The following is a 25,998-nucleotide window of genomic DNA, read 5'->3' as shown; positions in this document are numbered from 1 at the left end:
AAATGAATATCAACAACGAGCGTCGGCGAGCGCCTTCAGGAAGGCCGCCATCTCGTCCACGCCTGCGACGTCGACCCCTACCTTGATCCCCACATCCGCAGGCCCCAGCACCGCAAGCGCTGTGTCGTCCGTGACGTCATCGCCCGCGAAAAGCGTCGCAGCAAAGCGTTGCTTGTGGGTCCGCAGCCACGAGCCCTTCGACACGTCCACCGCGGAAAACTCCACCACGTTATTGCCTGGCGTGACAGGGCGAGGCGTTTGAATCCGCAGCGCCTCCGCCAGCATGCGCTCGCGCTCCGCCGCGTCCCCCACGGGCGCGACGTGCAGCACCCGCTGGTACGGCTTGACCTCCACGTACGCAGGCGGAACCGCGATCGCCTCCAGCTGCTTTTCGATTCCGTCCAAATACTCGACGTCCTCCGGCGTAAGCTCCGGGCCAGGCTCCGCGCCGTGCGAGCCCACCAACACGACGGGCTCGCGCAGCGGGAACACCCTGCGCAGACCCTCCAGGTGACGGCCGGACAGCATCGCCACCTCCGTATTCGGGGCGTGTGCCAGGCGCTCAATCGCCTCCAGAGCCACCGGGTGCGGTTTCACCGCGTAGGGGTCTGGGTTCAGCTCGCTGATCGTGCCGTCGAAATCGAGGCAGACAAGGAGCGAAGGGGCCGTCGATAAGTAGGCGATGGAACTCACAGCATCATCACCCGCATGCTCGGTTCGTTCACGTCGTCGCCCTCGAGCGTGAGCACCTTCTCGGTGTCACTGACATTGTTGATGCGAAACGTGGCCTCCGGCACCACCAGCGACGCCAGCTGATCGTGCGTGTAGCGCGCCGCCCCCTCGCAGCCCGCCGTGTCGGCGAAAGAAATCTCGTTGACCGTCAGCGTGTCTTCAGTGACCGTGACGTCGCCTTCAACCTTGCCGCATCCCGTCGAGCCCGTCAGCTTCGAACCGTCGATGCTCACATTCGCCCGATCCGGCACATCCCCCGGCGTGTCCGGCGACGTATACACCGCAACGACCTGCCACACCGGCGGCGCCGGCGAACACGCCGCCAGCCCCAGTGCTGCACCTGCAACAACCAGCCGTTTCATCGCGCAACCTCCTGCAAAAACTCCGCGGCCCACCGGTGCACATCGTGCCCCAACACGCGCGCGTACATCCGCCGCATCCGCTCCGGATCCGGGTCAAGTGCCTCCCGCATCGCCCGAAGTATCGACGCCCCCTCGAACGGATTACACAAATACGCATCGTGCAGCTCCACGGCCGCGCCGGCGAACTCGGACAGCACCAACGCGCCGTCCCCGTCCGGGTGGCAGGCCACGTACTCCTTTGCCACCAGGTTCATGCCGTCCTTAAACGGCGTCACCAACATCACGTCCGCAGCCGCATAGAACGTGCCCAGCTCCTGCTTGGACACACCGCGATGCATGTAGTGGATCACAGGGCGACCCACCGAGCCGAAGCGGCCGTTAATCCTGCCCACGGCCTCTTCGACCTGGCGGCGGGTCTTGCGGTAGTGCTCGATACGCTCGCGCGACGGGGTAGCAAGCTGGATCAGGGTGGCGTCGACACCTTCCTCGAGCAGCTGCTCAAACGCGAGCAAACGCTGCAGGATGCCCTTCGTGTAGTCCATGCGGTCCACCCCCAGCATCAGGGCCCCAGGATTCCCTACCGATTCCCGCAGCTTCGCCACCGCCTCCGGCGAGCCAACCTGCACCGCCGCCGGGTCAATCGAGATCGGGAACGTGCCACTGCGCGGGCTGTTGTTATCGTCGCCGACGAGCGCGCGGAAGTTGCGCTCATCCGCCTCGCGCTGAAACCCCACCAGGTCGCAGCCGTTGAGTCCACCGATGAGTTCCTCACGCCACGGGAGCTGGCGGAACAGGTCGGGGGAGGGGAACGGAATATGCAGGAAGAACCCGATGGTCAGGTCGGGGCGCATCTCGCGCAGCAGGCCCGGCACCAGCTGCAACTGGTAGTCCTGCACCCACACCGTCGCTCCCTGCGCTGCCACCTCGGCGGTCGCGCGCGCGAAGCGGACGTTAACGTCACGGTAGCGTTGCCACCACTGCTCGTTGTACTGCGGGGCCACGATCAAGTCGTGGTAGAGCGGCCACAACGTCGAGTTGGAGAACCCCTCGTAGAACTCCTCGTAGTCCTGGGCGTCCAACGTCACCGGGTACAGGTCAATGCCATCAAAGCGAAACGGCGCGACCGGTTCATCCACCGCGCCGGACCACCCCACCCAGCAACCGGCGCGTGCCCGCAACACGGGTGCGAGCGCAGCCACGAGCCCGCCGGGTGATGCCTTCCACCCGCCCTCGACACGGTCGACGGGCAGGCGGTTAGCCACCACTACGAACTCATTCACAACTACGACTTCTTCTTTACAGTCTTCTTTTTGGTGGCCTTTTTCTTTGTTGCTTTCTTCTTGGTGGCCTTTTTCTTCGTGGCCTTCTTCTTAGAAGCCTTCTTCTTGGTGGCTTTCTTCTTCGTAGCCTTCTTCTTGGTCGCCTTCTTCGGCTCTTCCTCTTCCTCAGCGCCCAGGACTTCCTCCGCGTACTTCTTGTACACGAAGCCCTGTGGCTCGACACCGAGCATGGACATCAAGGTCACGCCATCAAAAAAGTCCTCGGCGTAGGTAGCAACAATCCTGCGAGCACCAGATGCTGTCTGCTCCTCAACGGCGTGGAGCGCCTCAGGCGAGGGGCGAGAGTCGGTGATCTTGGGTGGCACTACGGGTTCCTCCTTGTATGACGCGCATTACTAGCACAACGATTCTACGCCAATATTAGTGACGAAGCCCGCCTGGGGGCCTCCGTCGGCGGATCTGCTGGAACGTGAAGCGCCCGGCCCGCTTGAAAGCCTCGTACGGAATGTAGTGCTGCGGGGCACGCAGACGGCGCGCCACCCACTCGCCAAACACCACACCGCCAGCCAGCGCCATACAGGTGCCGACCGCCATGAACAGGTTGGTCAGTCCCACCACGATCTGCTCGTTCATCATGGCGTACATCCCGCGATACACACCAGAGCCAGGCAGGAACGGGGTCACACCAGCCACCGCGGTGATCACCGGGTTGATCAGGAAACGGCGGGCAATCAAACCACCCGCAAGGCCGACGACGAACGCCAACGCCGCCGTCGCCATCAGGGCGCCGGAGCCGATTGGGATCAAAAACAGGTAATACATACTCGAACCGGCGGCGGCCGTAAACGCCGCCACCACCACCGCGGGGCGCTCCGCGAAGCACGTCACCGCGAATGACGCCGACGCCAACGTACTCCCCGCAATACGCGCCGCCGCACCACTAAACGTTGGGGTCCCCAGCATTGTCTCCAGCGGAGGCAAGCCCAGGCCCATGAGCTCCCACGTGTTCAACCCAATCGCGACACCAGCCACGATGCCGCCGGTAAAGAGCAGTGTCTGGAAGAATCGCGCCGAGGCCGTCACCGGCGAGCCCGTCACCCCGTCAAGCAGCGACTGCACCAAGGTCAGACCCGCCAACAGGACCACGATGCCCACCGCGATCACCTGGCTCGGTACGATCGTCTTGCCGATCATCGGCGCGACCTCGTAGAACAGCGCCGCCGGGATCGTCGTCAAGAAGCCGCCGATGGCGCAGTGGAAGAAGTAAGGCAGGGAGTTGCGGGACAAAATCTTGTTAAATCCCATGATGAGAAACGCCGTGAGCCCGCCAATCGCGGACATGAACAGGTCCCCGCCCAGCAAAATCGCGACCGCCGCCCCCATCACCAGCCAGCCCGCCAGGTAGCGCGTATTGCGCCACGGGATGGGGGAGTTATCAATATCGTCCAGGATTTTCTCCGCAAGCTCCGGTGGGGTGGCACCCGAACGAATCGAGCGAATCAGCCGGTCCGCCTCCTGCAGCTTGTGGTAGTTCTCACTCATCATCGTGACCACGCGGAACACGTTGACCGGGGTACGCTTATGCACCCCAATAATCGTGTTAATCATGATCGTGTTCACCGTGATGTCCACATGGCAGTAGTGCAGACCATACGACGAGGTCACCGTGTGAATCTGCGCAATCGCATCCGAAGACGTCGTGCCATTCGCGATCAGGATCTCCCCAATGCGCGCAGCAATATTCATAACCCCGGCTACCTGCGCGGTATCCGTCAGATCAATCGGGGCAAGCACGGACGGCGGCGGCGACGTTCGCGCCGCGTCAATCGTCGCCACGTGCTGGCGTGACCCGCGGACAAACTCCCACAGCGAATTCAAGTTCACGTATTCGACCCTAGCAAGCCACCCCGACACGCCTAGAATGGCCACATGACCTGGCAACTCTACGAGCAACTTATCGACGCCACCCCGACCACCATCACCGTCACCGACTTCGGCATCGCACCACACTGGGCCTGGCTCCGCACCTCCGACGGCCACGTCGGCATCGCCGCCGTCTACCCCGGCGACGGCCGCCCCGTTCTCTCCGAGTCCCCAATCGGACGCCCTCTTATCGACGCCGCCTCCATGGTCACATCGTGGAACTTCGCCGAAGCCGGCGTCGGCCTCGCCGCCATCAATGCTTGGGTGAACCGCGACGCATCCCACTTCGCCGAAGCTTCGGACGCATTCGTCGCCTACGCCTCCCACTACGCCGGCAAGCGCGTTGGCGTCGTCGGGCACTTCCCAGGCCTGGAGCGCACCCTCCGCGACGTCGCCGACCTCTACGTCTTCGAGCGAGTCCAACGCCCCGGCGACTACCCCGACTCCGCCTTCGAATACCTCGCCCCAGACCTGGACGCAGTCTTCATCACCGCCTCCGCCCTCGTGAACAAAACGATGCCCCGCCTCTTGGAGCTCGCATCCGGGCTGGACACCATCATCGTCGGCCCATCGACCCCGATGAGCTCCATCCTCTTCGACGCCGGAGCCACCACCCTATCCGGGTTCATCCCCACCGACCCTGCCGGGCTCGTCGGTACTCTGAAGGGCATCGGTGGAGGTAGGAAGTGGGATTTCGGTAAACGAGTGAACGTTAGTGTAGACTCTTCAGCGCTGCTAGAGTGGCGCAATCGGTAGCGCAACGCACTTGTAATGCGTAGGTTGCGAGTTCAAGTCTCGTCTCTAGCTCTGCACAACACCTCCTACCTGGGATAACGGGTAGGGGGTGTTTGCGTTGGTGTGCCTGACTATTTTGGTGCCCGACGCCCCGCAATCGCCCCGGTGCACCAATTTCCCCATTTTCGCCAAGGCTAAGCGACGTTTCCCCAGTTCAGCGTTTGGTGGCGGTGAGATCTGGTGCCCAGGCAATGCACAGTCATTCCCGACGACCTGCATTGGTCGACGCTAAGAGGTCGACCGGAACGAAATCCAACCGGCCCCAACCCCGCCTCTCCCGGCGGACTATCCCTGTTTTACTCACCCACATGCAGGGGGCGTACAGGAAACGTTCAGAGAAACGGCGTTAGATAGAGGCAGTTATGTTCATGGGCGTGGAAGCCATTCATGGCGGCCGACGCAGTTCCCGAGAGAAATCTAAGGGAAACGCGAAATGCCCTGGTGTATGAAGGAGTGAACTGTACATGTCTGAGGCTACGAAGCCTGTAAAGGTGCTCGTTGTTGATGATGAGCCGAATATCGTTGAGTTGTTGACGGTTTCTTTGAAGTTCCAGGGCTTTGAGGTTGAGAGTGCGGGGTCTGGCCAAGAGGCCCTGGAGAAGGTGAAGGACTTCCGTCCGGACGCGTTCATCCTTGACGTGATGATGCCGGGGATGGATGGCTTTGAACTGTTGGGCAAGCTGCGCAGTGAGGACATTGATGGCCCGGTGCTGTTCTTGACGGCGAAGGATGCGGTGGAGGATCGGATCCACGGCCTGACTATTGGCGCTGATGATTATGTGACGAAGCCGTTCTCCTTGGAAGAAGTCATTACTCGTCTGCGTGTGATTCTGCGGCGCGGCAAGGTGACGGAGGACGCGGATGAGGATACGACGCTGCGGTACGCCGATCTGACGTTGAATGATGAGACGCACGAGGTGACGAAGGCGGGCGAGATCATTGAGCTGTCGCCGACGGAGTTCAACCTGCTGCGCTACCTGATGCTGAATGCTGAGGTGGTGCTGTCGAAGGCGAAGATTCTGGATAACGTGTGGCACTACGACTTTGGTGGCGACGGCAACGTGGTTGAGTCGTACATTTCGTATCTGCGACGCAAGGTGGATAACGGTGATGTGCCGTTGATTCATACGGTGCGTGGCGTCGGCTATGTGCTGCGTACACCTCGTAAGTAAGGCGTAGGTGACCGATGAGTAGGCGTCGGCTTCATGCGCTTGCGTACTCGAGGACGAAGCCGCTGCAGAAGCAGCTGGTGGCGTTGGTGTTGGCGATTGCCACGCTGGCGCTGTTGGTGAGTTTCTCGGCGGTGTACATCTTCATGCGCAGCATTTTGTATCAGCGTGTCGACGACCAGCTCAGCGAGGGGTTGGACACGTGGGTTGGTCAGGTGACGTGGGTGCCGTCGTCGGGTGCGCCGAGCGATTTTTATCAGGAGACGTGGTATCCGCAGTTTGGGACGTCGTGGAGCCCGGTGTATGTGGATACACCGCCGGACCTTTCGAGGGTCAAGCAGCAAGATAAGGCGGTGACGGTGCCGTCGACAGGCGTGGCGCCGGGCGTGAAGTGGCGCGCGATGTCACGCGAGATGCCGGACGGCACTGTGAAGTATGTCGCGAAAGAGCTCGACGCAGAGCACCGCGTGCTGCGTTGGCTTGCGATTGTGGAAACGACATTTGGGCTCCTTGCCGTGGTGGGGATTGCGTGCGCGGGGCGCACCTATATTCGTAAGGCGTTGGCCCCGTTGCGTGAGGTAGAGAACACTGCGCTTGCAATTGCCGACGGCGACACGAAGCGCCGGGTGCCGGTGTGGTCGCGGGAGACTGAAGTCGGCAAGTTGTCGTACGCGATGAACACGATGGTGCAGCAGCTGCAGGAGTCCGTGGAGGATGCGCAGCTGAAGGAGGAGCAGATGCGTCGCTTTGTGGGTGACGCGTCTCATGAGCTGCGTACTCCGCTGACGAGTGTGCGCGGGTATGCGGAGCTCTACCGGAAGGGTATGGCGCCGGACGCGGACATGGTCATCGGCAAGATTGAGGAGGAGTCTGCCCGCATGCAGTTGCTGGTGGAGGATCTCCTCGCGTTGACTCGTGCGGAGGGCACTCGCCTGGATAAGCGCCAGGTGGATGTGTTGGAGATGGTGACTTCGGCGGTGAGCTCTGCGCAGGCGGCGTTCCCGGAGCGTTCGCTCACGATTGAGAACAACGCCACCTCGGTGCCGACGGTCAACGGTGACCCGTCGCGGCTGCACCAGGTGTTGCTGAACCTGATTGTCAACGCGTTCAAGCACGCGGGCAAGGACGCGTCGGTCACGGTGGCGTTGCGGGAGAACCTGGACCGCATCATCATTGAAGTGATCGACGACGGCTGCGGCATGGAGGAGAAGGACGCGGAGCACATCTTCGAGCGGTTCTACCGCGCGGACAACTCCAGGAACCGCGCTTCTGGTGGCGGTTCGGGGTTGGGGTTGGCGATCGCGAAGTCCCTCATCGAGCAGCACGACGGCACCATTACCGTAAAAAGCGCGCCGGGTGAGGGCTCCACGTTCACCATTTCCCTTCCGATGGAGAAGAGCCCGAAGGTTTAAGCCTCGAGTGCTGCGCGCAGCTTCTCCGCGGCTTCGTCCATCTTGGCCGGGTCGGTTTCGTCCATCTTCATCACGGTGGACAGGTCGTAGCCGGACATGTCGTTGGCGGGGAAGACGTGGATGTGTGCGTGCGGCACTTCGAAGCCGGCGATGAGGTAGCCGGCGCGCTCGCTGCCAAATGCTTCGATGATGGCGTTGCCTACTCGCTGGGCAACGTCATTCATTTTTGCCCACAGCACTGGCTCGATGTCGGTCCACTTATCGATCTCTTTGACGGGAACGACCAGCGTGTGGCCGTACGCGATCGGCTCGATGGTGAGGAACGCGGCGACGTCCTCGTCCTTGTACACGAAGCGGCCTGGAATTTCACCTTGAATAATCTTTGTAAACACAGTGCTCATAGCGCCTAGGTTACCGGTAAGTTAGTGGGCATGCGCATCCTTGTTATCGGTTCGGGCGGCCGCGAACACGCCCTGTTGAAAGGTCTTGCAGGACACGAGCTCACTGTCGCGCCGGGAAACGCCGGCATGGCATCACTTGCTGAGGTCAGGAGTGTCGACGTCGCTTCGCCTGAGTCGGTCGTCGAGCTGGCGAAAGACGTTGACGCTGAGCTTGTCGTGATTGGCCCTGAGGTGCCGTTGGTGGCGGGTGCGGTGGACGCGCTGCAGGCCGCGGGCATTCCAGCGTTTGGCCCGACGAAGGCCGCGGCGCAGCTGGAGGGGTCGAAGGCATTCGCGAAGGACGTCATGGCCGCTGCTGGTGTGGCGACGGCCCGCGCGCAGCGCGTGGAGCGCATCGAGGAGATCGACGATGCTCTTGAGGCGTTCGGCCCTCACTACGTGGTCAAGGATGATGGGCTGGCTGGCGGCAAGGGGGTCGTCGTTACGCTCGATGCTGCCGAGGCCCGCGCGCACGCTCGCGAGGTGATTGAGGCCGGCAACCCGGTGCTGTTCGAGTCCTTCCTGGAGGGCCCGGAGGTGTCACTGTTCTGCCTCGTAGACGGCGAGACCGTCGTGCCGCTGCTGCCGGCGCAGGATCACAAGCGCGCCTACGACAATGACGAGGGCCCGAACACTGGTGGGATGGGCGCGTACACGCCGCTTCCTTGGCTGCCGGAGGGTGGCGTGGACCGCATCGTGGACGAGATTGCGCGGCCGGTGGCGCGCGAGATGGTCGCCCGCGGCATCCCGTACCAGGGCCTGCTGTACGTCGGCGCCGCGTGGGGTCCGGAGGGACCGTCGGTGGTGGAGTTCAACGCGCGCTTCGGCGACCCGGAGACTCAGCCGGTGCTTAGCCTGCTGCGTACCCCGCTTGTCGACGTCCTCTACGCTGTGGCCACGGGCAGCCTCGATACGCTGCCGGCGCTGGAGTGGGAGGACGGCTACGCTGCGACGGTAGTGCTGGCGGCCAAGGATTACCCGGAGCACCCCAAGACCGGGGACGTCATTACTGGCGCCGACCTGGACAACCCCGACGTGGTGTTGCACGCAGGTACCGCGACCAAGGATGGGGAGTACGTCTCTGCCGGCGGGCGCGTGCTCAACGTGCTGGGTAAGGGCGTAACGCTGCAGGATGCGGTGGACGCTGCCTACCAGGCGATTAAGCAGATTTCGCTCGAGGGTTCCTTCTACCGCAAGGACATTGGACGGCGCGCGATTGAGGGAGAAATCCGTATCTAGCGCGCGTGTCGGGACGTTGTGCGATAATCAGCGTCGTGGCTGAGAAACTGTTGAAACCGAACAATAGCAACGTCCTGTCGAACCGCTACGCGTCGCCGGAAATGGCGACGCTGTGGAGCGCAGAACACAAGATCATTCTGGAGCGTCAGCTCTGGATCGCCGTGATGAAGGCGCAGCGTGAGCTGGGGGTTGAGATTCCCGAGGAGGCGATCGCTGCGTACGAAGCGGTCGTCGACAAGGTGGACCTGGGCTCTATCGCTGAGCGTGAGAAGGTCACGCGACATGACGTGAAGGCGCGCATTGAGGAGTTCAACGCGCTGGCCGGGTACGAGCACATCCATAAGGGGATGACCAGCCGTGACCTGACGGAGAACGTCGAGCAGCTGCAGATTTACCGCTCGCTGGAGCTGATTCGTGACAAGTCGGTCGCGGTGCTCAAGGCGATCGGGAATCGGGCGGATCAGTACTCCACGCTGGTGATGGCGGGGCGTTCGCACAACGTTGCGGCGCAGGCCACGACGCTGGGCAAGCGCTTCGCGTCTGCGGCGGATGAGATGCTGGTGGCGGTTGAGCGCATCGAGACACTGCTGGAGGCATATCCGCTGCGTGGCATCAAGGGCCCGATGGGTACTGCGCAGGACATGCTGGACCTGATGGGCGGCGACGAAGCGAAGCTGCGCCAGCTGGAGCAGTCGGTGGCACGCCACCTGGGCTTCGAGCGCACCTTCGATTCGGTCGGCCAGGTCTACCCGCGTTCCTTGGATTTTGACGCGATCTCGGCGATTGTGCAGCTGGGAGCGGGTCCGTCGTCGCTCGCGACCACGATCCGCCTGATGGCCGGCAACGAAACGGTGACGGAGGGCTTCAAGGAGGGCCAGGTTGGTTCTTCGGCGATGCCGCACAAGATGAACGCGCGTTCCTGTGAGCGCGTCGGTGGCTTCCAGGTGATCCTGCGCGGCTACCTCACCATGGTCGCTGACCTTGCTGGGCAGCAGTGGAACGAGGGCGACGTGTTCTGCTCGGTGGTGCGCCGCGTGGCCCTGCCTGACGCCTTCTTCGCTATCGACGGGCAGTTTGAGACATTTCTCACTGTGCTGGATGAGTTCGGTGCGTTCCCGGCGATGCTCAACCGTGAGCTGGACCGTTACCTGCCGTTCTTGGCCACGACGAGGATTTTGATGGCGGCGGTACGCGCGGGTGTGGGCCGTGAGACGGCGCACGAGATTATCAAGGAGCACGCGGTTGCGATGGCGCTTGATATGCGCGAAAATGGCGCTGAACAAAACCTCATTGAGCGCCTCGCCGCTGATGAGCGCCTCCCGCTCGACAAAGAGCAGCTGCAGGATGCGTTGGCTGACCGCCACGCGTTCATTGGCTCGGCGGAGTCGCAAGTCAGCAACGTGTGCGCTCGTATCCAACAGCTTATCGACGCCCACCCGGACGCCGCTGCGTACAAACCAGGGGAGATTCTGTAACCTTTATGTCCATGCGTCCAGAGCTTTCTGACTATACCCACCTGGCTGGCGGCAAAGTCCGCGAGATTTACGAGGTGGATGACGAAACGTTATTGATGGTGGCGTCCGACCGCATTTCGGCGTTCGACTTCTCGCTGGAGCCGGCGATCCCGGATAAGGGCCGGATTCTGACTGCCACGTCCATGTTCTTCTTCGACCTGCTTTTGGGTGTGCGAAATCACCTGGCGGGCCCGGTTGATGATCCCCGGATTCCGGAGGAGGTCCTCGGCCGCTCGTACGTGGTGAAGAAGCTGAAGATGATTCCGTTCGAGTGCGTCGCTCGCGGTTACCTGACTGGTTCGGGCAAGAAAGAGTACGACCGCACCGGTATGGTCTGCGGCGTGAAGCTGCCCGAGGGCCTGGTTGAGGCCTCGAAGTTGCCGGAGCCGATTTTCACCCCGGCGACGAAGGCCGCGCAGGGCGACCACGATGAGAACGTGACGTTCGAGTATGTGGAGGAGAAGGTGGGCGCGAAGCTCGCTGCCCAGCTGCGCGACCTCACCTTGGAGGTGTACACCAAGGCTGCGGAGTACGCGGAGACCAAGGGCATCATCCTGGCGGACACGAAGCTGGAGTTCGGCGTCGACGAGGAAGGCAACCTGGTCCTTGCGGACGAGGTACTCACGCCTGATTCGTCCCGCTACTGGCCAGCCGATACGTACGAGGAAGGCAAGGTGCAGCCGAGCTTCGATAAGCAGTACGTGCGCAACTGGCTCACCGGCCCGAAGTCCGGCTGGGACCCTGCGGAGAACACGCAGCCACCGGAGCTGCCTGGTTCCGTGGTGGAGGCGACCCGCGACCGCTACATCGAGGCGTACGAGCGCCTCAGCGGCGAGAAGTTTGGGGACTGGCCGGGGGCGCGTGCCTAAGGCGTGAGGTTGCGCGTAGACTCGTCGCCTATGACGAATTTCAGCGCGCAACCGCCAGTGGCAGCAAAACACCCTACGACTCGCGTGTTTCATGGACGCGAGTTCGTCGATAATTATGAGTGGCTCCGGGACAAGCAGTCCCCGGAGACCATTGCCTATTTGGAGGCGGAGAACGCGTATACCGCGGAGGTGACCGCCCCGTTTGCCCCGCTCGCGGAGCAGGTCTATCAGGAGATGAAGTCTCGCATCAAGGAGACTGATATGTCCGTGCCGCAGCGCAACGGAGACTGGTGGTACTACGGCCGCACCATCGAGGGTAAGAGCTACGGCGTGTCCTGCCGCGTGCGGGTCGGCGACGACCCGTGGACGCCGCCGACGCTGCCGGAGGACGGCTCGCCGCTGCCGGGGGAGCAGGTGCTGCTTGACCTCAACGAGATGGCCGAAGGCCATGAGTTCTTCTCGCTCGGCGCGTCAGCGGTATCTACGTCGGGGCGCTTGCTCGCCTTTTCGACGGACACCTCCGGCGACGAACGCTTCGACCTGCGCATCAAGGACCTGGAGACCGGCGAGCTGCTGCCGGATACCATCGAAGGCGCCTTTTACGGCGCGACGTGGGCGGGGGAGCAGTACCTGTTTTACCTGCGCGTTGATGACGCGTGGCGCCCGCACCAGGTGTGGCGCCACGAGGTGGGCACGGCGGCGTCGGAGGACGTGCTGGTCTACCAGGAGGACGACGAGCGCTTCAACCTTGGCGTGGGCGGGGACCGCGCCGAGCAGTTCCTGTACATCGTGGCCAGCTCGAAGCTGACCAGCGAGTGGCGCGCGGTACCCCTGGAGATGCCGACCGCCGAGTTCGAGGTCCTGTGGCCGCGCGAGGAAGGCGTGGAGTACGACCTGGATTACGCGGAGCTCGCCGGGCGCGGGTACTGGGTGGTCACGCACAACGCCACCGGCCCCAACTTCGCTGTAGGGACCTGCCCGGTGGATGCGCGGGTGCCGTTGACTGAGCTGGAGACGTTCGTGGAGCACAGCGCGGACGTGCGCGTAGAGGGCGTCGATACGTACCGGGACTTCCTGTTTTGTGCCTACCGCTCGGGCGGCATCAGTCGGCTTGCGGTGGCACCCGTGGAGGGCGGCAGTTTCGGCGCGCTGCGCGAGCTCGAGTTTGACGAGGAGCTCTACACCGCGGGCCTCGGCGGTAACCCTGAGTGGGACGCGCCGGTGGTGCGGCTGACCTACACCTCGTTTACGCAGCCGGCCCAGCTGTTTGACTACCGGGTGGCCACCCGCGGCCTGACGTTGCTGAAGCAGCAGGAGGTGCTTGGGGGTTACGACGCCGCCGATTACGTTGCCAGCCGTATGTGGGCTACGGCCGACGACGGAACCCAGGTGCCGATCTCCGTCGTGCACCGCGCAGACCTTGACATGGCTCATCCGCACCCGACGCTGCTCTACGCCTACGGCTCCTACGAGTCTTCCGTGGACCCAGGTTTTTCAGTGGCGCGACTGTCGCTGCTGGACCGCGGGATGGTGTGGGCGTGCGCCCACGTGCGCGGCGGCGGCGAGATGGGCCGCGGCTGGTACGACAACGGCAAGATGCTCACGAAGAAGAACACGTTCACCGACTTCATCGCGTGCGCCGACGAGCTGGTGCGCGCGGGCGTGAGCTCCTACGACACGCTCGTTGCTGAGGGCGGATCGGCGGGCGGGATGCTGATGGGCGCGATTGCGAACATGGCCCCGGAGAAGTTCGCGGGTATTCAGGCGATCGTCCCGTTCGTGGACCCGCTGACCTCGATCCTCATGCCGGAGCTGCCGCTGACCGTGGTGGAGTGGGAGGAGTGGGGCGACCCGTACCACGACCCGGAGGTCTACGACTATATGGCCTCCTACGCCCCGTACGAGAACATCACAGCCCAGCGCTACCCGGACATCCTTGCAGTGACCAGCCTGAACGATACGCGCGTGCTGTACGTGGAGCCCGCGAAGTGGGTGGCGAAGCTGCGTGAAATAGCTACGGGCGGGGAGATTCTGCTTAAGACGGAGATGTCCGCCGGTCACGGCGGTGTGTCCGGCCGCTACGAGAAGTGGAAGCAGACCGCGTTCGAGTACGCCTGGACGCTCGTGCACTCGGGGGCGTGCACCGTCTAGCAGCCGCAAAATAAAGGACTCCCGCGGGAGGGATCCGTTCGTTATACTGTCTTCGTCGTAATGACCTCCGAGACACGAAGGATTCTCATGGCAAAAGTCGTGGTAAATGTCATGCCTAAGGCTGAAATTTTGGATCCGCAGGGCCAAGCTGTCCTGCGCGCGCTGGGCAGAATCGGGGTGAACGGTGTCGAGGACGTGCGTCAGGGCAAGCGCTTTGAAATCGAAGTCGACGACACCGTGTCCGACGATGAGCTCAAGCGCGTCGCCGAAACCCTCCTGGCAAATATGGTGATTGAAGACTTCGAGGTTGTTCGATGACGGCAACCATCGGTGTAATCACGTTCCCAGGCACGCTCGACGACGTCGATGCGTTGCGTGCAGTTCGCCTGGCTGGCGCACAGCCGAAGTCGCTGTGGCACGCTGATGAAGATTTGACGGGTGTTGACGCCGTCGTGGTCCCCGGTGGGTTTTCCTACGGGGACTATTTGCGTTCCGGAGCCATCGCCGCGCAAGCCCCGATGATGGGCGCTGTGGTGGAGGCTGCGAAGAAGGGCATGCCGGTGCTGGGCATCTGCAACGGTTTCCAGATCCTCACCGAGGCTGGCCTGCTGCCGGGCGCGCTGACCCGCAATCAGCACCTGAACTTCCACTGCGTGGACACCTACCTTGAGGTGGCCAACGCGGAGACCGCGTGGACGAACCGCTTCAACGAGGGGGACAAGATCCTCGTGCCGGCGAAGCACGGCGAGGGCCGCTTCCAGGCGTCCGCCGAGACCATCGAGCAGCTGGAGAAGGAAGGCCGCGTGGTGTTCCGCTACACGGATAACTTCAACGGCTCTATCAACGCGATTGCTGGTGTGACGAGCGAAAACGGCCGCATCGTGGGGTTGATGCCGCACCCGGAGCACGCGATTGAGGCGCTTACGGGGCCGTCGACGGACGGGCTCGGGTTGTTCTTGTCCGCTATTTCTTCGATCGGAGCGTAGGGAAACAATGACTGTACATAATGACACGGTGGAGCACGCCGCGCAGACTCCTGAGCTGGAGCAGCCCTACGCGGAACTCGGCCTGAAGACCGACGAGTACGAAAAGATCAAGCGCATTCTGGGCCGCCGCCCGACGGATGCGGAGCTGACGGTGTACTCCGTCATGTGGTCCGAGCACTGCTCCTACAAGTCCTCCAAGGTGCACCTGCGCTACTTCGGGGAGACGATGACGGAGGAGATGGCGTCGAAAATTCTGGCCGGTATCGGCGAGAACGCGGGCGTCGTCGACATCGGTGACGGCGACGCGGTGACCTTCCGCGTGGAGAGCCACAACCACCCGTCCTTCGTGGAGCCCTACCAGGGTGCCGCGACGGGTGTGGGCGGCATTGTGCGCGACATCATGGCGATGGGCGCGCGCCCAATCGCGGTGATGGACCAGCTGCGCTTCGGCCCTGCTGACGCGCCGGACACCAAGCGAGTCCTGCCTGGCGTGGTGCACGGCGTTGGCGGCTACGGCAACTCGCTGGGCCTGCCGAACATTGGCGGCGAGACCGTCTTCGACGAAGCATATGCGGGTAACCCGCTGGTCAACGCGCTGTGCGTGGGAACGCTCAAGGTCGAGGACCTGAAGCTGGCGTTCGCATCCGGCACTGGCAACAAGGTGGTCCTCTTCGGCTCCCGCACGGGCCTTGACGGCATCGGCGGCGTGTCGGTGCTGGGCTCTGCGACCTTCGAGGAAGGCGAGGAGCGCAAGCTCCCAGCCGTCCAGGTTGGCGACCCGTTCGCGGAGAAGGTCCTCATCGAGTGCTGCCTGGAGTTGTACAAGGCCGGCGTTGTCGTCGGTATTCAGGACCTCGGTGGTGGCGGCTTGGCGTGTGCTACCTCCGAGCTGGCTGCGGCGGGCGACGGCGGCATGACCGTCAACCTGGACAACGTGCCACTGCGCGCGGCGAATATGAGCGCCGCCGAGATCCTGGCGTCCGAGTCCCAGGAGCGCATGTGCGCCGTGGTCACCCCTGAGAACGTGGATCGCTTCATGGAGATCTGCGCGAAGTGGGAGGTCGGTGCGGCCGTGATTGGTGAGGTCACCGATGAGAAGGACCGCTACCTCGTCTACCACAGGGGCGAGCTGGTACTGGACGCGCCACCGTCATCGATCGACGAAGGCCCGGTCTACGACCGCCCGTACGCGCGCCCCGAATGGCTTGATGGCGTGCAGGCGAAGGCGGACGTCGATACTTCGGAGGACCTGGAGGCTACCTGGCTGAAGATGGTTGCCTCCCCGGCGCTGTGCTCCCGCGACTTCATCACGCAGCAGTACGACCGCTACGTGCGCGGCAACACCGTGCAGGCCCAGTACTCGGATGCAGGCGTGCTGCGCATCAACGAGGAGACCTCGCGCGGTGTGGCGATTTCCGCTGACGCGTCCGGCCGCTACGCCTACCTGGACCCGAACATGGGTGTGCGCCTCGCGCTTGCGGAGGCCTACCGCAATGTTGTGGTCACCGGCGCGAAGCCGGTCGCGGTGACGAACTGCCTCAACTTCGGTTCCCCTGAGAACCCCGACGTGATGTGGCAGTTCCGCGAAGCCGTCCACGGCCTCGCCGACGGCGCTGCTGAGCTGGAGATTCCGGTCTCCGGTGGCAACGTCTCCTTTTACAACCAGACCGGCGAGACCCCAATCCTGCCGACCCCAGTCGTGGGCGTGCTCGGCGTGATCGAGGACGTCAACGCCGCCATCCCGCACCGCCTGCCGAAGGGCGAGGGCGAGCAGGCCTTGCTCGTGCTGGGTGACACGAAGGCAGAGTTCGGCGGCTCGGTGTGGCAAGACATCTCCGGCCAGGGCCTGAGCGGCCTGCCACCGCAGGTAGACCTCGCGAACGAGGAGCGCCTCGGCGAGCTGCTGCACGCGAACAAGGACATCCTCGCCGCGCACGACCTCTCAGAAGGTGGCCTGTCCCAGGCTGTCTTCGAGATGCTGCTGGGCTCCGGCAAGGGCGCCAAGCTGGACCTTTCGGCGGTCCACGAGGACGCGTTCACCGCGCTGTTCTCCGAGTCCGCCTCCCGCGTGCTCGTCGCGGTGGATCCGTCGCTTGTCGACGCCACCATCGAGCGCGCAAACGCCACCGGCGTCCCAGCGCACGTGTTGGGCACCACCACCGACGACGGCCAGATCACCTTCGGTGAGCACTCCGTCGCCGTGGCCGCGCTGGCCGACGCGTGGGCGAATACGTTGCCGGCACTGTTCGGCAACGCGACGGCCCCGAACGCCGCGCTGTAACTAACGCGATTTAGAGGTTATGCCGCCAGGTCATCACGGTGCCTGGCGGCGTTTCCATGCGCAGGCCCGTTGCCTCAACACCGGGCTGGCCTGCGTCGTCGACGGAGAAGCTGACGAAGGTCTGGTTGTAGGTCTGATTGGGAACGAGCGCCTGCGGGTCCCGTGGCAAGACCGGGAGGTCTACGGTGTCGCAGAGCTGGGTGGCAAAGTTGCGCACGCGGTTCGCCGCCACGTTGCCTTCGCCGACGATGGTGATGTCGGGGCTGGCTACGTTTTCGTCGGGGCTGTCGCCTGCGGTGTTGCCGGTGTAGATGTAGCTGATGTCGAAGCAGCGCAGCTGGGTCACGTCGGCGAGCGCGGTGTCGGCGTTGGTGTAGTCGCCGACGCGGCTGCGTGCCTCCTGCCCTGAGATGACGCGGGGGTTCTCTACGCGTGCCCGGAAGTGGTACGCCCCGCCGCTATCGCCGAGGAGCGTGACGGCGGCGGACTGGCGGAACTGCAGCGCGGTCGCCGTCTTCGGCTGGGGCGCCGCGCAGCCAACCAGTGAACCGGCCACACAGGCGCTCGCGGCCAGCAGCGCAGCGGTTCGCTTCAGCACTGACATAGCCGCCACTAGTCGACGCGCTGCTGCGCATCATCTGGGCGCACCAGCGGCTCCGGCTCGTACTGCGCCCGCAGGTCCTTGAGCGTCTGCGTGTGCTCCCAGAGGCGCTTGTCCTCGTCCGTGACTGGGGTGAACTTGCGCGCGGCCAGCGGGTTGCCGTCGATGTCGATACCGATGTAGGTCACCGTGGCGTGAATCGCGTTCTGGAGCGACTCGCGGCCGCCGCGCGGGTCCCCCGATCGAACAAAGATGGAGGTATGCATCGAGCGCGCATCCGTCCTGGTCAGGCGCGCTTCCACCTCGATGAGGTCGCCGATGTGGATCGGCTTGTAGAAGCGGATGCCGCCCGCGTACACCGCTGCGGTGCGTTCCCCGGACCACTCCATCGTGCAGGCCATGCCGGCCTCATCGATCCACTCCATGGCGGTGCCGCCGTGCACATCGCCGCCCCAGTTGATGTCGGTCGGCTTCGCCAGGAAGCGGTGGATGGTGCGTGGTGCGGTGGAGTCGTCCGTGTAGGTCTGTTCCAGCATGGACGCCTCGATGGCTTTGCGCAGGTCGATGCGGGAGATCGCGGCGGCTTCCACGCGGCGTTCCTCATCGGTCTCAGGCGTAAATGTCGGCACCGGGGTTGGGCGCCCAGCTGCATCCTTTGCCACGAAAATCACCAGGCAGTCGCACGCGCGGGTGAAAACACCTTCCCGGGGGTCTGCCGAGAGCACCTCGTTGACGATGTGCATGGAAGTGCGGCCAGTCATCGCGATCCGGGAACGGACCTCCACAATGTGACCCGACGGAATCGGTCGGGTGAAGTGGATGTGGCCGACGTAGGCAGTCACGCAGTAGGTCGAAGACCACTGCGCGGCACACGCGTATGCCGCCTTGTCGATCCACTGCAACACACGGCCACCGGAGACGCCCTGGGCGCCCGCGTGGAGAACATCTGTAGGAGCCGCCATGAAACGCAGCGTGATGGAAGGAGACTTCATGGCACCACAGCATAATATGAAATCCATGGCACAGAGGAAGGCACCGAAGAAGACAGAGGTGGACCCGGCAGCGACACGAGCGGCCGTCCTGGCAATCAAGGACTGGCTGTTGGACGAAGAGGGCGTCGACAAGCCCGGCAGGGCCCTGCTTGCCGACGCCGTGCGACGCACCGCCCGTACCCTCGCCCACGAGATGCCCGGACACACAGTAGAGCTGCGAGTACCCCCGTTTGTTGCAGTGCAGTGCGTCGAAGGCCCCCGCCACACCCGCGGCACCCCGCCCAACGTCGTGGAAATGGACCCGACCACCTGGCTGCGAATCGCCACAGGTTGTGCCACTTTCGAGGAAGAAGTTCGCGCCGGGCGTATCGACGCCTCCGGCTCCCGAGCCCACGAAGTCCAAAAAGGGCTGCCAGTTCTACCCCTTCACCCCTAGGTGTTCGTTAGAGTAGAGCACGTGCGAACCGAAGAGGAATACATCGGGGATGACACGCCGCGCGAAGAATGCGGTGTGTTCGGCGTCTGGGCGCCCGGTGAAGACGTATCAAAACTGACATATTTCGGACTATTTGCCCTCCAGCACCGCGGCCAAGAAGGCGCAGGTATCGCTGTGGGCGACCACGACCAAGTGGTGGTGTTCAAAGACATCGGGCTGGTCAGCCAAATCTTTGACGAGCCGACGCTCGGCGCGTTGCAAGGCGACGTCGCCATCGGCCACACCCGGTACTCCACGGCGGGCAATAACTCGTGGGACAACGTGCAGCCGATGTACCGCGTCAGCCCCAACGGCACCGACGTCGCGCTGGCACACAACGGCAACCTGACCAACTACGTGGAGCTGCAGCGCGAAGCCGTGGAGCGCAAGCTCATCCCCGCCGACGGGGTAGAGGGCCAGGGCTCCTCCTCCGACACGGCGGTCGTCTCCGCCCTGCTTGCCGACGCCATCCGCGACGACGTCACCCTCCTGGAATCCGCGCGCCAACTCCTGCCGCGCGTCAAGGGTGCGTTCTGCTTCATGGTGACCGACGGTAAAACCCTCTACGCGGCCCGCGACCCACACGGCGTGCGCCCACTGTGCCTCGGCCGCCTGGAACGCGGCTGGGTCGTCGCATCCGAAACGTGTGCGCTGGACATCGTGGGCGCCTCCTTCGTCCGCGACATCGAACCAGGCGAGCTCATCGCCATCGACGAGACCGGCGTCCACTCCGAGCGCTTCGCCGACGCACCGCACGCGCACTGCGTGTTCGAGTACGTCTACGTCGCCCGGCCCGACTCAGTTGTCGACGGCCAATCCGTCAACAGCGCCCGCATCGACATCGGGCGCCGCCTGGCCCGCGTCGCACCCGTCGACGCTGACCTGGTCATGCCGGTCCCAGAGTCCGGCACCCCGGCAGCAATCGGCTACGCCGAGGAGTCCGGCATCCCGTTTAAGCAGGGCATGATGAAGAACGCCTACGTGGGCCGCACCTTCATCCAGCCCTCGGACACGCTGCGCCAGTTGGGCCTGCGACTGAAGCTCAACCCGGTGCGCGAAGTCATCGAGGGTAAGAAGCTCGTCGTCGTGGATGACTCCATCGTGCGCGGCAACACCCAGCGCAAACTGATCCGTATGCTGCGCGAGGCCGGCGCCGCCGAAGTGCACGTGCGCATCGCTTCGCCACCGGTGAAGTGGCCGTGCTTCTACGGCATCGACTTCGCCAGCCCCGGCGAACTCATCGCCAACCACGGGCGCGGTGGCAACGAAGAAGTTGTTGCCGAGTCCATCAGGACCATGGTGGGTGCGGACTCCCTGGCGTTCGTCACCACCGAGGACATGATCGCCTCCACCAACCAGCCAGCCTCCAACCTCTGCGCGGCCTGCTTCACCGGCGAGTACCCACTCGGGCTCCCGGAGGGCAACCACAACGCAGATCTTGTTCGTCGTCTTCAGAAAGGTGAAAACGCATCATGACCCACCACAACACCCCAGCTGACTCGGGCGTGTCCTACGAGGCCGCAGGTGTCTCCATCGAAGCCGGCGACAAGGCCGTAGAGTTGCTCGCGCCCCTTGCCAAGCGTGCCTCCCGCCCAGAGGTCCAGGGTGGCATCGGCGGCTTCGCCGGCCTGTTCGCCTTGGGCAAGTACAAGGAGCCGCTGCTCGCGGCCGGATCCGACGGCGTCGGTACCAAGCTGGCCGTCGCTCAGGCGATGGACAAGCACGACACCATCGGCATCGACCTGGTCGCCATGTGCGTCGACGACCTCGTCGTCTGCGGTGCCGAACCACTCTTCCTGCAGGACTACATCGCGATCGGCAAGGTCGTCCCCGAGAAGGTCGCTGACATCGTTTCCGGCATCGCCGAGGGCTGCGTCCAGGCAGGCTGTGCGCTGCTCGGCGGCGAGACCGCGGAGCACCCAGGCGTCATGGACGTCAACGACTACGACGTCTCCGCCACCGCCATCGGCGTCGTCGAAGCTTCCGAGCTCCTCGGCCCGGACAAGGTCCGCGAGGGCGACACCATCATCGCGATGGCGTCCTCCGGCCTGCACTCCAACGGCTACTCACTCGCGCGCTACGTGCTGCTCGAGCGCGCCGGCCTGCCTCTCGACGGCCACGTCGACGCCCTCGGCCGCACCCTCGGCGAGGAGCTCCTCGAACCAACCAAGATTTACGCCCTCGACTGCCTGGCGCTTGCCAAGGAGTGCGACGTGCGCACCTTCTGCCACGTCACCGGCGGCGGCTTGGCGGGCAACATGGAGCGCATCATCCCTGAGGGCCTCGTTGCCGACATGGACCGCTCCACCTGGACCCCCGGTCCGATCTTCCAGACCATCCAATCCGTCGGCGACGTCCCCGTCGAGGAGATGGAGAAGACCTTCAACATGGGTATCGGCATGGTGGCCGTCGTGGCACCAGAAGCGCGTGACCAGGCGTTGGCGCTGCTGAAGGACCGCGGCATCGACAGCTGGGTCCTCGGCGAGGTCCGCGCTGCAGATGCCGACGAGGATGCCCGCGCGGTACTTCGGGGCCAGCATTCTTAGGAATCACGCACCACATTCCGCAATTTCAATCACCGGGCTTCACAAAAGCCCAGGTCGCTGATTGGCTGTGCAGGAATGTGGTGTCGCCTTAGTGGCCTCAGTGCCAAAGGACACACCCAGTTTTATCTAGCCCTTTTGTGACCTGTGGATATGTAAGTGGCCTGTTTTGGAATTGCGTCCTTTGGCACTCGTGCTCCCGTGCGTGCACCAAATTCTCTCCCGCCCGACCCGCGACTAGGGAAAACGCCAGGCCTCTACCTAAAACCAAGGAATTTGGTGTCTCCTTGGTGCCAGCAGCCTCTGAACGAGTGTTAAGGCACCAAAAGAACACCCGCGGCCCGGATGGGCAGCAGGTGTTCTTTGTAAGCGTTGGACGTTTAGCGGCCTGAGGTGCCGTACGCATCCCAGTCGGCGTAATCGGCGTACTGGTCATCTACCTCGTAGTCGTCGTCCTCTTCCCAGCTCTTCTTCGGAGCTTTGCCTGCGAGCTCGCGTTGGAGCGACTCGAGGTCCATTTCGGGAGAGTTGTACTTCAGTTGGCGAGCAACCTTGGTCTGCTTTGCTTTGGCGCGTCCGCGACCCATTGCGTGACCCCCTTGAGGTGGTTCTTCTGGGCGGCTCCCGGGCAGGGAGCGGCCTCATGCTTTTCGATTCGTTAATTGTCCTGTAGGACATAATAGCGCGAACGTTCCAAAAATTCCCCTCCATGGGGTGACCTGTGTGTTTGCCCAGCGGGCCCCGGTGAGAGCCCGCACCGGGCCCCAATTTGAGACCTAGTTGCCGCGCAGCCGTTGTTGTGCCTTGCGCCCGGCTTTCTCGCCCTCGTCGGTGGGGAGGGAATCGGGGTCGATGCGGGCGGAAACGCCATCGATGTCAAGGTTGACGTCAGTGCCGGCGTTGAGTGCGGACCGTTTCAGGCGGGCCAGTGCGATGGGGCCGTAGTCGGCGTCGTGGACAACGGTGCCGAGTGTGCCAACCGCGCGCCCGCCCGCCCGGATGGTTGCACCGATCTCTGGCTCGGTGGGTGCGGAGCCGTCGAGCTGCAGCATGACCATCAGGCGGGGGGAGCGGCCAATGTTTTCCACGCGCGCGACGGTCTCTTGCCCGCGGTAGCAGCCCTTCTCCAGGTGGACGGCGGCGATGCGGTCACCGCGGTTGATCAGGCGCGGGGCTTCGTGCGGGATGGTTTTTTCGTCGCAGTCGGCGCCGAGTTCGGGCTCGCCGGCCCGCACCCGCTCGGCGGTGAACGCCATCAGCCCGCCGAGCACGCCGCCGCGTTCCACCAGCGCATCGACGACCTCTTCGAGCCGGTCGCGTTCGACCGCGATGTCGAAGCGCGCGTGCGCGGTCCACGGGGACACCCGCCGGGAAAACGCCGTGCCGTCCATCGACGCGAGGGCTTCCGTGGCGTCGGCTGGGCCGATGAGCGTGAGGATCGCCAGGTCGGTGTCGGTGATGGTGACGTCGGACCAGAACACCATTTTGCGCAGGAACGCGGTGAAGGTTTCGTATTGCGCGGCTGGCAGGTCGAGGTAGAACGTGGCGCCGTCGTAGAAGACGTCGGCGTGGTGGAGGATCCTGCCCTGTGCGTCGAGGTCGAGGGCGGAGGCTGCGAAGCCGGAGGGGGCGTCGTCAAGCTTTTGTGAGAGGAGGTTGTTTAAGAACTCTGGTGCGTCGGGCCCCGCGACCGCGATGATGCGGCGCTGCGAGCGGTCGATGATGACGGGCTGGGTGTCCATGGCGCGTTGTTCGCCGAGCGGCTCCCCGTAGTGCCAGGCGACCCCCTTCGCGTCGAGCGGCGTCGTGCCCGCAAACTCTGCGGCGCCAGGGCGTTGCAAAAGTGGAGAAGAGTTCAACACATCCACCATCGTAGCGGGATACTATGAACGCATGGGTTCGTCGCACTTGTTACCAGCTCCAGTGATCTATCTTGTGGAACCGTTCGGCGGTTCTATTCGACGCCAAAACGCCAGCATGCCGCACGTGTTTTGGGACGACGCCGCCGTCACGCGTGGCGACGGCATCTTCGAAACCATCCTGATCCGGAAGGGGGTGCCCGCCAACCTTGAGGCCCACATTGAGCGTTTCCGGCGAAGCGCCCGCACACTCGACCTGCCGGACCCGGGGGTGGACCACTGGGTGAAGGCGACGAATGAGGCGGTGGCCGACTACGTGCGCGAGCGCGGCAGCGAGCCGGAGGAAGTGGACGCGCGCTGCGTGTGGACGATGACGCGCGGCCGCGAAACCACCGGCGTCCCCACGGCGTGGTTGACGGTGCGCCCCATCGACGAGACTGCCCTGAAGCAGCGCAAGAGCGGGGTGTCGGTGATGACGACCTCGCGTGGCTACTCCCTGGACACCGGTGAACACGCAGTGCCGTGGATGCAGGTAGGCGCGAAGACCTTGAACTATGCGGCGAACATGGCTGCGCTGCGCTGGGCGAAGAGCCACGGGCACGACGACGTCATCTACATCGACCCCACCACCGAGCGCGTGCTGGAGGGCGCAAACTCGACGGTGATCGTGGTGAAGAAGGGCGGGCGGATCCGCACGCCGAAGCCGGGGCCGGGCATCCTGCCGGGCACGACGCAGGCCGCGCTGTTCGAGTACGCATCCGAGCGCGGCTGGAAGTGCAAGCAGAAAGACATCTACCTCAATGAGCTGTTCAAGGCTGAGTCGGTGTGGCTGGTGAGCTCCACTCGGATGGCGACGAGGGTGAAGCGCCTGAATGACAAAAAGCTCCCGGCCCCCGAGAACGCTCGGGAGATCCAGGAGCTAGTGCAGCAGGCGCTCGACGCGAGCATCGGCCTGTAACAGCCTGTAAACCCTAGTGCTTAGCCAGCCACGCGCTTGAGCTCTGCGGACATGTAGGGGACCATCTCGCCGTCGACGGCGCGCTCGTCAACCCAACCGAGGTTGTTGTTCGGCATCAGGCCGTAGACGCGCTTGCCCGGGCCGTGGTTCTCAGGGCCGGTTTCCGTCACGATGGTCGACGCGCTGGTCAGCTGCCATGCGCGCTCGTTGAGCAGCGTGCCGTACATGATCTCGGTGAGCCCGCGGGAATTAGTCAGGGTGACCTCGATTTCGTCTTTCAGGGAAATACGCCAGAAGCCGACCTCGCGCTGGTCCGCGCCGGTGGGCTTGCCGTCCTCGTCCAGGCGCCAGATGCGGGACTCGAAGCGGAGGTAATTCTCGCCGTCGTGGGAGATGACCAGCTGCTGGCCAAACGCGTACTCGTCGCCGTTATCGTTGGCCTGGCCCTCGCCGTGCCACACGCCGACCAGCGGCAGAAGTGCTAAGAGGCCGTCGTGGAGGCTAGGGCCCTCGCGAAGGTTGGCCGTGTCCGCTGGCAGCGGCATCTCATCAAACCCAAGCGCTGGGATATTGCGGTGCGCAGTCGCCTTCGACTGCTCCGCGGCGAGGTTGACTGCTTCGTTTCCGTTTAGCTTTTCACTCATGCGTACCAGGCTACAACGTCCTACACCAGCGGCGCGAGGTCGCCGGCCTCCACGACGGTGTTGATGCGGTCGCGGGAAAATTCGATGGAGCCGCCGGAGAGTTGCACGTTGTCGGCCTGGCCGCCTAGCGGCAGGTCGCGGGTGTCCCTGTCCAGGGTGTATGCGTCGATGACGCGGTCGGTGAGGTCGGAGGGGACGTCGATAAGCTGGCTGGGCCGCATGCGGAAGGTGGGGCCGTCGAGGCGCAGGGTGACCACGACTGTGGTGGGGATGTTCGTGCCGGGGACGGTGCCGGTCATGCGGGCTTCGCTTGCGGTGCCGCCGGAGGGCGAGATGTCGTAAGGGTGCGCGATGTCGAGGTCGGTCATGCCGAGGAGCTGGCCGAATGCGACGCCGTCGAGGCGTACTGTGCGGCGCACGACGTCGGCTTGCGCGCCGGTGAGGTCCGCGCGGCGCAAGCGTTGCCCGGCGTTTGCGGGCAGCTCCAGGTTGATCAGCTCCACCCCGGCGTTGCCCACGCCGACGCCCGCCACCGGCACGTCCACGGAGTGCAGGCTCACCCTTGACACAGCTCCGGTCACAGCAGCCAGCGCCACCGGGAACCCGGAGATGTAGGCCTCAGGGGCGACTTCGAGCCCGTTGAGCTGCGCGGCCTGCCTCGAGAGCGTGCGCTCCACACCGGAGGCGAACAGGGTGTCGGCGGCGCCACCGACGCACAGCACCGCAACGAGCCCGAGGGCGATCGACCGTTTCTTCACGTCTCTAGTTGTACA

Annotated in this window: 26 protein-coding genes and 1 tRNA gene; 15 read left to right on the top strand and 12 right to left on the bottom strand. The window is 64.0% G+C overall.

Features of this window, described 5'->3' with window-relative positions; translation table 11 throughout:
- Positions 1–9 precede the first annotated feature (9 nt).
- From QP752_RS10445 to QP752_RS10425, 5 genes are read right to left on the bottom strand one after another with little or no spacing between them, the layout of a single operon-like run.
- On the bottom strand, positions 10–693 hold the full coding sequence (locus QP752_RS10445; RefSeq protein ID WP_284805447.1) for a trehalose-phosphatase: 684 nt from the start codon (positions 691–693) through the stop codon (positions 10–12).
- Positions 690–1,094: an META domain-containing protein gene (locus QP752_RS10440; RefSeq protein ID WP_256042178.1), complete on the bottom strand. Its 405-nt coding sequence runs from the start codon at positions 1,092–1,094 to the stop codon at positions 690–692. The genes QP752_RS10445 and QP752_RS10440 overlap by 4 nt, the downstream gene beginning before the upstream one ends.
- On the bottom strand, positions 1,091–2,374 hold the full coding sequence (locus QP752_RS10435; protein ID WP_284805446.1) for a trehalose-6-phosphate synthase: 1,284 nt from the start codon (positions 2,372–2,374) through the stop codon (positions 1,091–1,093). Before QP752_RS10435 ends, QP752_RS10440 begins: the two co-directional genes overlap by 4 nt.
- A gap of 2 nt (positions 2,375–2,376) precedes the next feature.
- Positions 2,377–2,739: a hypothetical protein gene (locus QP752_RS10430; protein ID WP_070361929.1), complete on the bottom strand. Its 363-nt coding sequence runs from the start codon at positions 2,737–2,739 to the stop codon at positions 2,377–2,379.
- A gap of 55 nt (positions 2,740–2,794) precedes the next feature.
- Positions 2,795–4,258 carry a threonine/serine exporter ThrE family protein gene (locus QP752_RS10425; protein ID WP_252931456.1) on the bottom strand — a complete coding sequence of 488 codons (1,464 nt, stop codon included), beginning with the start codon at positions 4,256–4,258 and terminating at the stop codon, positions 2,795–2,797.
- Between the two features lie 45 nt (positions 4,259–4,303).
- On the opposite strand from QP752_RS10425, the gene QP752_RS10420 reads away from it, so the two are divergent.
- From QP752_RS10420 to QP752_RS10405, 4 genes are all read left to right on the top strand, one after another.
- Positions 4,304–5,053 carry a DUF364 domain-containing protein gene (locus QP752_RS10420; protein ID WP_256005483.1) on the top strand — a complete coding sequence of 250 codons (750 nt, stop codon included), beginning with the start codon at positions 4,304–4,306 and terminating at the stop codon, positions 5,051–5,053.
- Positions 5,032–5,104 (top strand) — tRNA-Thr (locus QP752_RS10415). Before QP752_RS10420 ends, QP752_RS10415 begins: the two co-directional genes overlap by 22 nt.
- 452 nt (positions 5,105–5,556) lie before the next feature.
- Positions 5,557–6,264 (top strand): response regulator transcription factor, encoded by a 708-nt coding sequence (locus QP752_RS10410; RefSeq protein ID WP_284805445.1) that lies wholly within the window; start codon positions 5,557–5,559, stop codon positions 6,262–6,264.
- Positions 6,265–6,278: 14 nt separating this feature from the next.
- A complete protein-coding gene (locus QP752_RS10405) occupies positions 6,279–7,673 on the top strand; it encodes a cell wall metabolism sensor histidine kinase WalK (protein WP_071573143.1) in 1,395 nt (464 codons plus the stop codon).
- Here QP752_RS10405 and QP752_RS10400 read toward each other — a convergent pair.
- Positions 7,670–8,074 carry an HIT family protein gene (locus tag QP752_RS10400; RefSeq protein ID WP_284805444.1) on the bottom strand — a complete coding sequence of 135 codons (405 nt, stop codon included), beginning with the start codon at positions 8,072–8,074 and terminating at the stop codon, positions 7,670–7,672. The genes QP752_RS10405 and QP752_RS10400 overlap by 4 nt on opposite strands.
- Before the next feature lie 30 nt (positions 8,075–8,104).
- Here QP752_RS10400 and purD point away from each other — a divergent pair, with 30 nt between their 5' ends.
- The 7 genes from purD to purL all read left to right on the top strand — a co-directional run bounded on the left by purD (position 8,105) and on the right by purL (position 17,153).
- Complete coding sequence (gene purD, locus QP752_RS10395; RefSeq protein WP_256001037.1) at positions 8,105–9,352, top strand: phosphoribosylamine--glycine ligase; 1,248 nt, start codon at positions 8,105–8,107, stop codon at positions 9,350–9,352.
- Positions 9,353–9,378: 26 nt separating this feature from the next.
- Positions 9,379–10,827 carry an adenylosuccinate lyase gene (gene purB, locus QP752_RS10390; protein ID WP_256001082.1) on the top strand — a complete coding sequence of 483 codons (1,449 nt, stop codon included), beginning with the start codon at positions 9,379–9,381 and terminating at the stop codon, positions 10,825–10,827.
- A gap of 11 nt (positions 10,828–10,838) precedes the next feature.
- Positions 10,839–11,735, top strand: coding sequence for a phosphoribosylaminoimidazolesuccinocarboxamide synthase (locus QP752_RS10385; protein ID WP_284805462.1), 897 nt, complete (start codon positions 10,839–10,841; stop codon positions 11,733–11,735).
- 30 nt (positions 11,736–11,765) lie between these two features.
- Positions 11,766–13,886 (top strand): S9 family peptidase, encoded by a 2,121-nt coding sequence (locus QP752_RS10380; RefSeq protein WP_256021443.1) that lies wholly within the window; start codon positions 11,766–11,768, stop codon positions 13,884–13,886.
- A gap of 87 nt (positions 13,887–13,973) precedes the next feature.
- Entirely contained in the window at positions 13,974–14,204 is a 231-nt protein-coding gene (purS, locus tag QP752_RS10375) for a phosphoribosylformylglycinamidine synthase subunit PurS (RefSeq protein WP_070361934.1), read from the top strand.
- Positions 14,201–14,872 carry a phosphoribosylformylglycinamidine synthase subunit PurQ gene (gene purQ / locus QP752_RS10370; RefSeq protein ID WP_070478088.1) on the top strand — a complete coding sequence of 224 codons (672 nt, stop codon included), beginning with the start codon at positions 14,201–14,203 and terminating at the stop codon, positions 14,870–14,872. The genes purS and purQ overlap by 4 nt, the downstream gene beginning before the upstream one ends.
- A gap of 7 nt (positions 14,873–14,879) precedes the next feature.
- Positions 14,880–17,153 carry a phosphoribosylformylglycinamidine synthase subunit PurL gene (gene purL / locus QP752_RS10365; RefSeq protein ID WP_284805443.1) on the top strand — a complete coding sequence of 758 codons (2,274 nt, stop codon included), beginning with the start codon at positions 14,880–14,882 and terminating at the stop codon, positions 17,151–17,153.
- A gap of 10 nt (positions 17,154–17,163) precedes the next feature.
- Here purL and QP752_RS10360 read toward each other — a convergent pair whose 3' ends face one another.
- Together QP752_RS10360 and QP752_RS10355 are read right to left on the bottom strand one after the other, a co-directional pair.
- Positions 17,164–17,751: a hypothetical protein gene (locus QP752_RS10360; protein WP_284805442.1), complete on the bottom strand. Its 588-nt coding sequence runs from the start codon at positions 17,749–17,751 to the stop codon at positions 17,164–17,166.
- Between the two features lie 14 nt (positions 17,752–17,765).
- Entirely contained in the window at positions 17,766–18,746 is a 981-nt protein-coding gene (locus QP752_RS10355) for a hotdog domain-containing protein (protein WP_336296762.1), read from the bottom strand.
- On the opposite strand from QP752_RS10355, the gene QP752_RS10350 reads away from it, so the two are divergent.
- The 3 genes from QP752_RS10350 to purM are packed head-to-tail and all read left to right on the top strand — an operon-like array spanning position 18,745 to position 21,767.
- Complete coding sequence (locus QP752_RS10350; RefSeq protein ID WP_168156162.1) at positions 18,745–19,182, top strand: sterol carrier family protein; 438 nt, start codon at positions 18,745–18,747, stop codon at positions 19,180–19,182. The genes QP752_RS10355 and QP752_RS10350 overlap by 2 nt on opposite strands.
- A 21-nt stretch (positions 19,183–19,203) precedes the next feature.
- Positions 19,204–20,697, top strand: a complete 1,494-nt coding sequence (purF, locus tag QP752_RS10345; protein WP_252931992.1) for an amidophosphoribosyltransferase — start codon at positions 19,204–19,206, stop codon at positions 20,695–20,697.
- The gene (gene purM, locus QP752_RS10340) at positions 20,694–21,767 is read left to right on the top strand and encodes a phosphoribosylformylglycinamidine cyclo-ligase (RefSeq protein ID WP_070975533.1); all 1,074 of its coding nucleotides are present in this window, start codon (positions 20,694–20,696) and stop codon (positions 21,765–21,767) included. The genes purF and purM overlap by 4 nt, the downstream gene beginning before the upstream one ends.
- 377 nt (positions 21,768–22,144) lie before the next feature.
- Here purM and QP752_RS10335 read toward each other — a convergent pair whose 3' ends face one another.
- Both QP752_RS10335 and QP752_RS10330 read right to left on the bottom strand, forming a co-directional pair.
- Complete coding sequence (locus QP752_RS10335; protein ID WP_070478076.1) at positions 22,145–22,351, bottom strand: DUF3073 domain-containing protein; 207 nt, start codon at positions 22,349–22,351, stop codon at positions 22,145–22,147.
- Positions 22,352–22,540: 189 nt separating this feature from the next.
- Entirely contained in the window at positions 22,541–23,626 is a 1,086-nt protein-coding gene (locus tag QP752_RS10330; protein WP_284805441.1) for a folate-binding protein YgfZ, read from the bottom strand.
- 31 nt (positions 23,627–23,657) lie between these two features.
- On the opposite strand from QP752_RS10330, the gene QP752_RS10325 reads away from it, so the two are divergent.
- Positions 23,658–24,581, top strand: coding sequence for an aminodeoxychorismate lyase (locus QP752_RS10325; RefSeq protein ID WP_256001029.1), 924 nt, complete (start codon positions 23,658–23,660; stop codon positions 24,579–24,581).
- A 20-nt stretch (positions 24,582–24,601) separates the two neighbouring features.
- Here QP752_RS10325 and QP752_RS10320 read toward each other — a convergent pair whose 3' ends face one another.
- A complete protein-coding gene (locus QP752_RS10320) occupies positions 24,602–25,225 on the bottom strand; it encodes an FABP family protein (protein ID WP_070361945.1) in 624 nt (207 codons plus the stop codon).
- Positions 25,226–25,245: 20 nt separating this feature from the next.
- The gene (locus QP752_RS10315) at positions 25,246–25,983 is read right to left on the bottom strand and encodes a DUF2993 domain-containing protein (protein WP_284805440.1); all 738 of its coding nucleotides are present in this window, start codon (positions 25,981–25,983) and stop codon (positions 25,246–25,248) included.
- Positions 25,984–25,998 lie beyond the last annotated feature (15 nt).

Origin of the sequence: Corynebacterium sp. UMB10321 (assembly GCF_030228725.1) — a bacterium.
GTDB lineage: Bacteria > Actinomycetota > Actinomycetes > Mycobacteriales > Mycobacteriaceae > Corynebacterium > Corynebacterium pseudogenitalium.
This window is presented reverse-complemented; position numbering and strand designations above follow the sequence as displayed.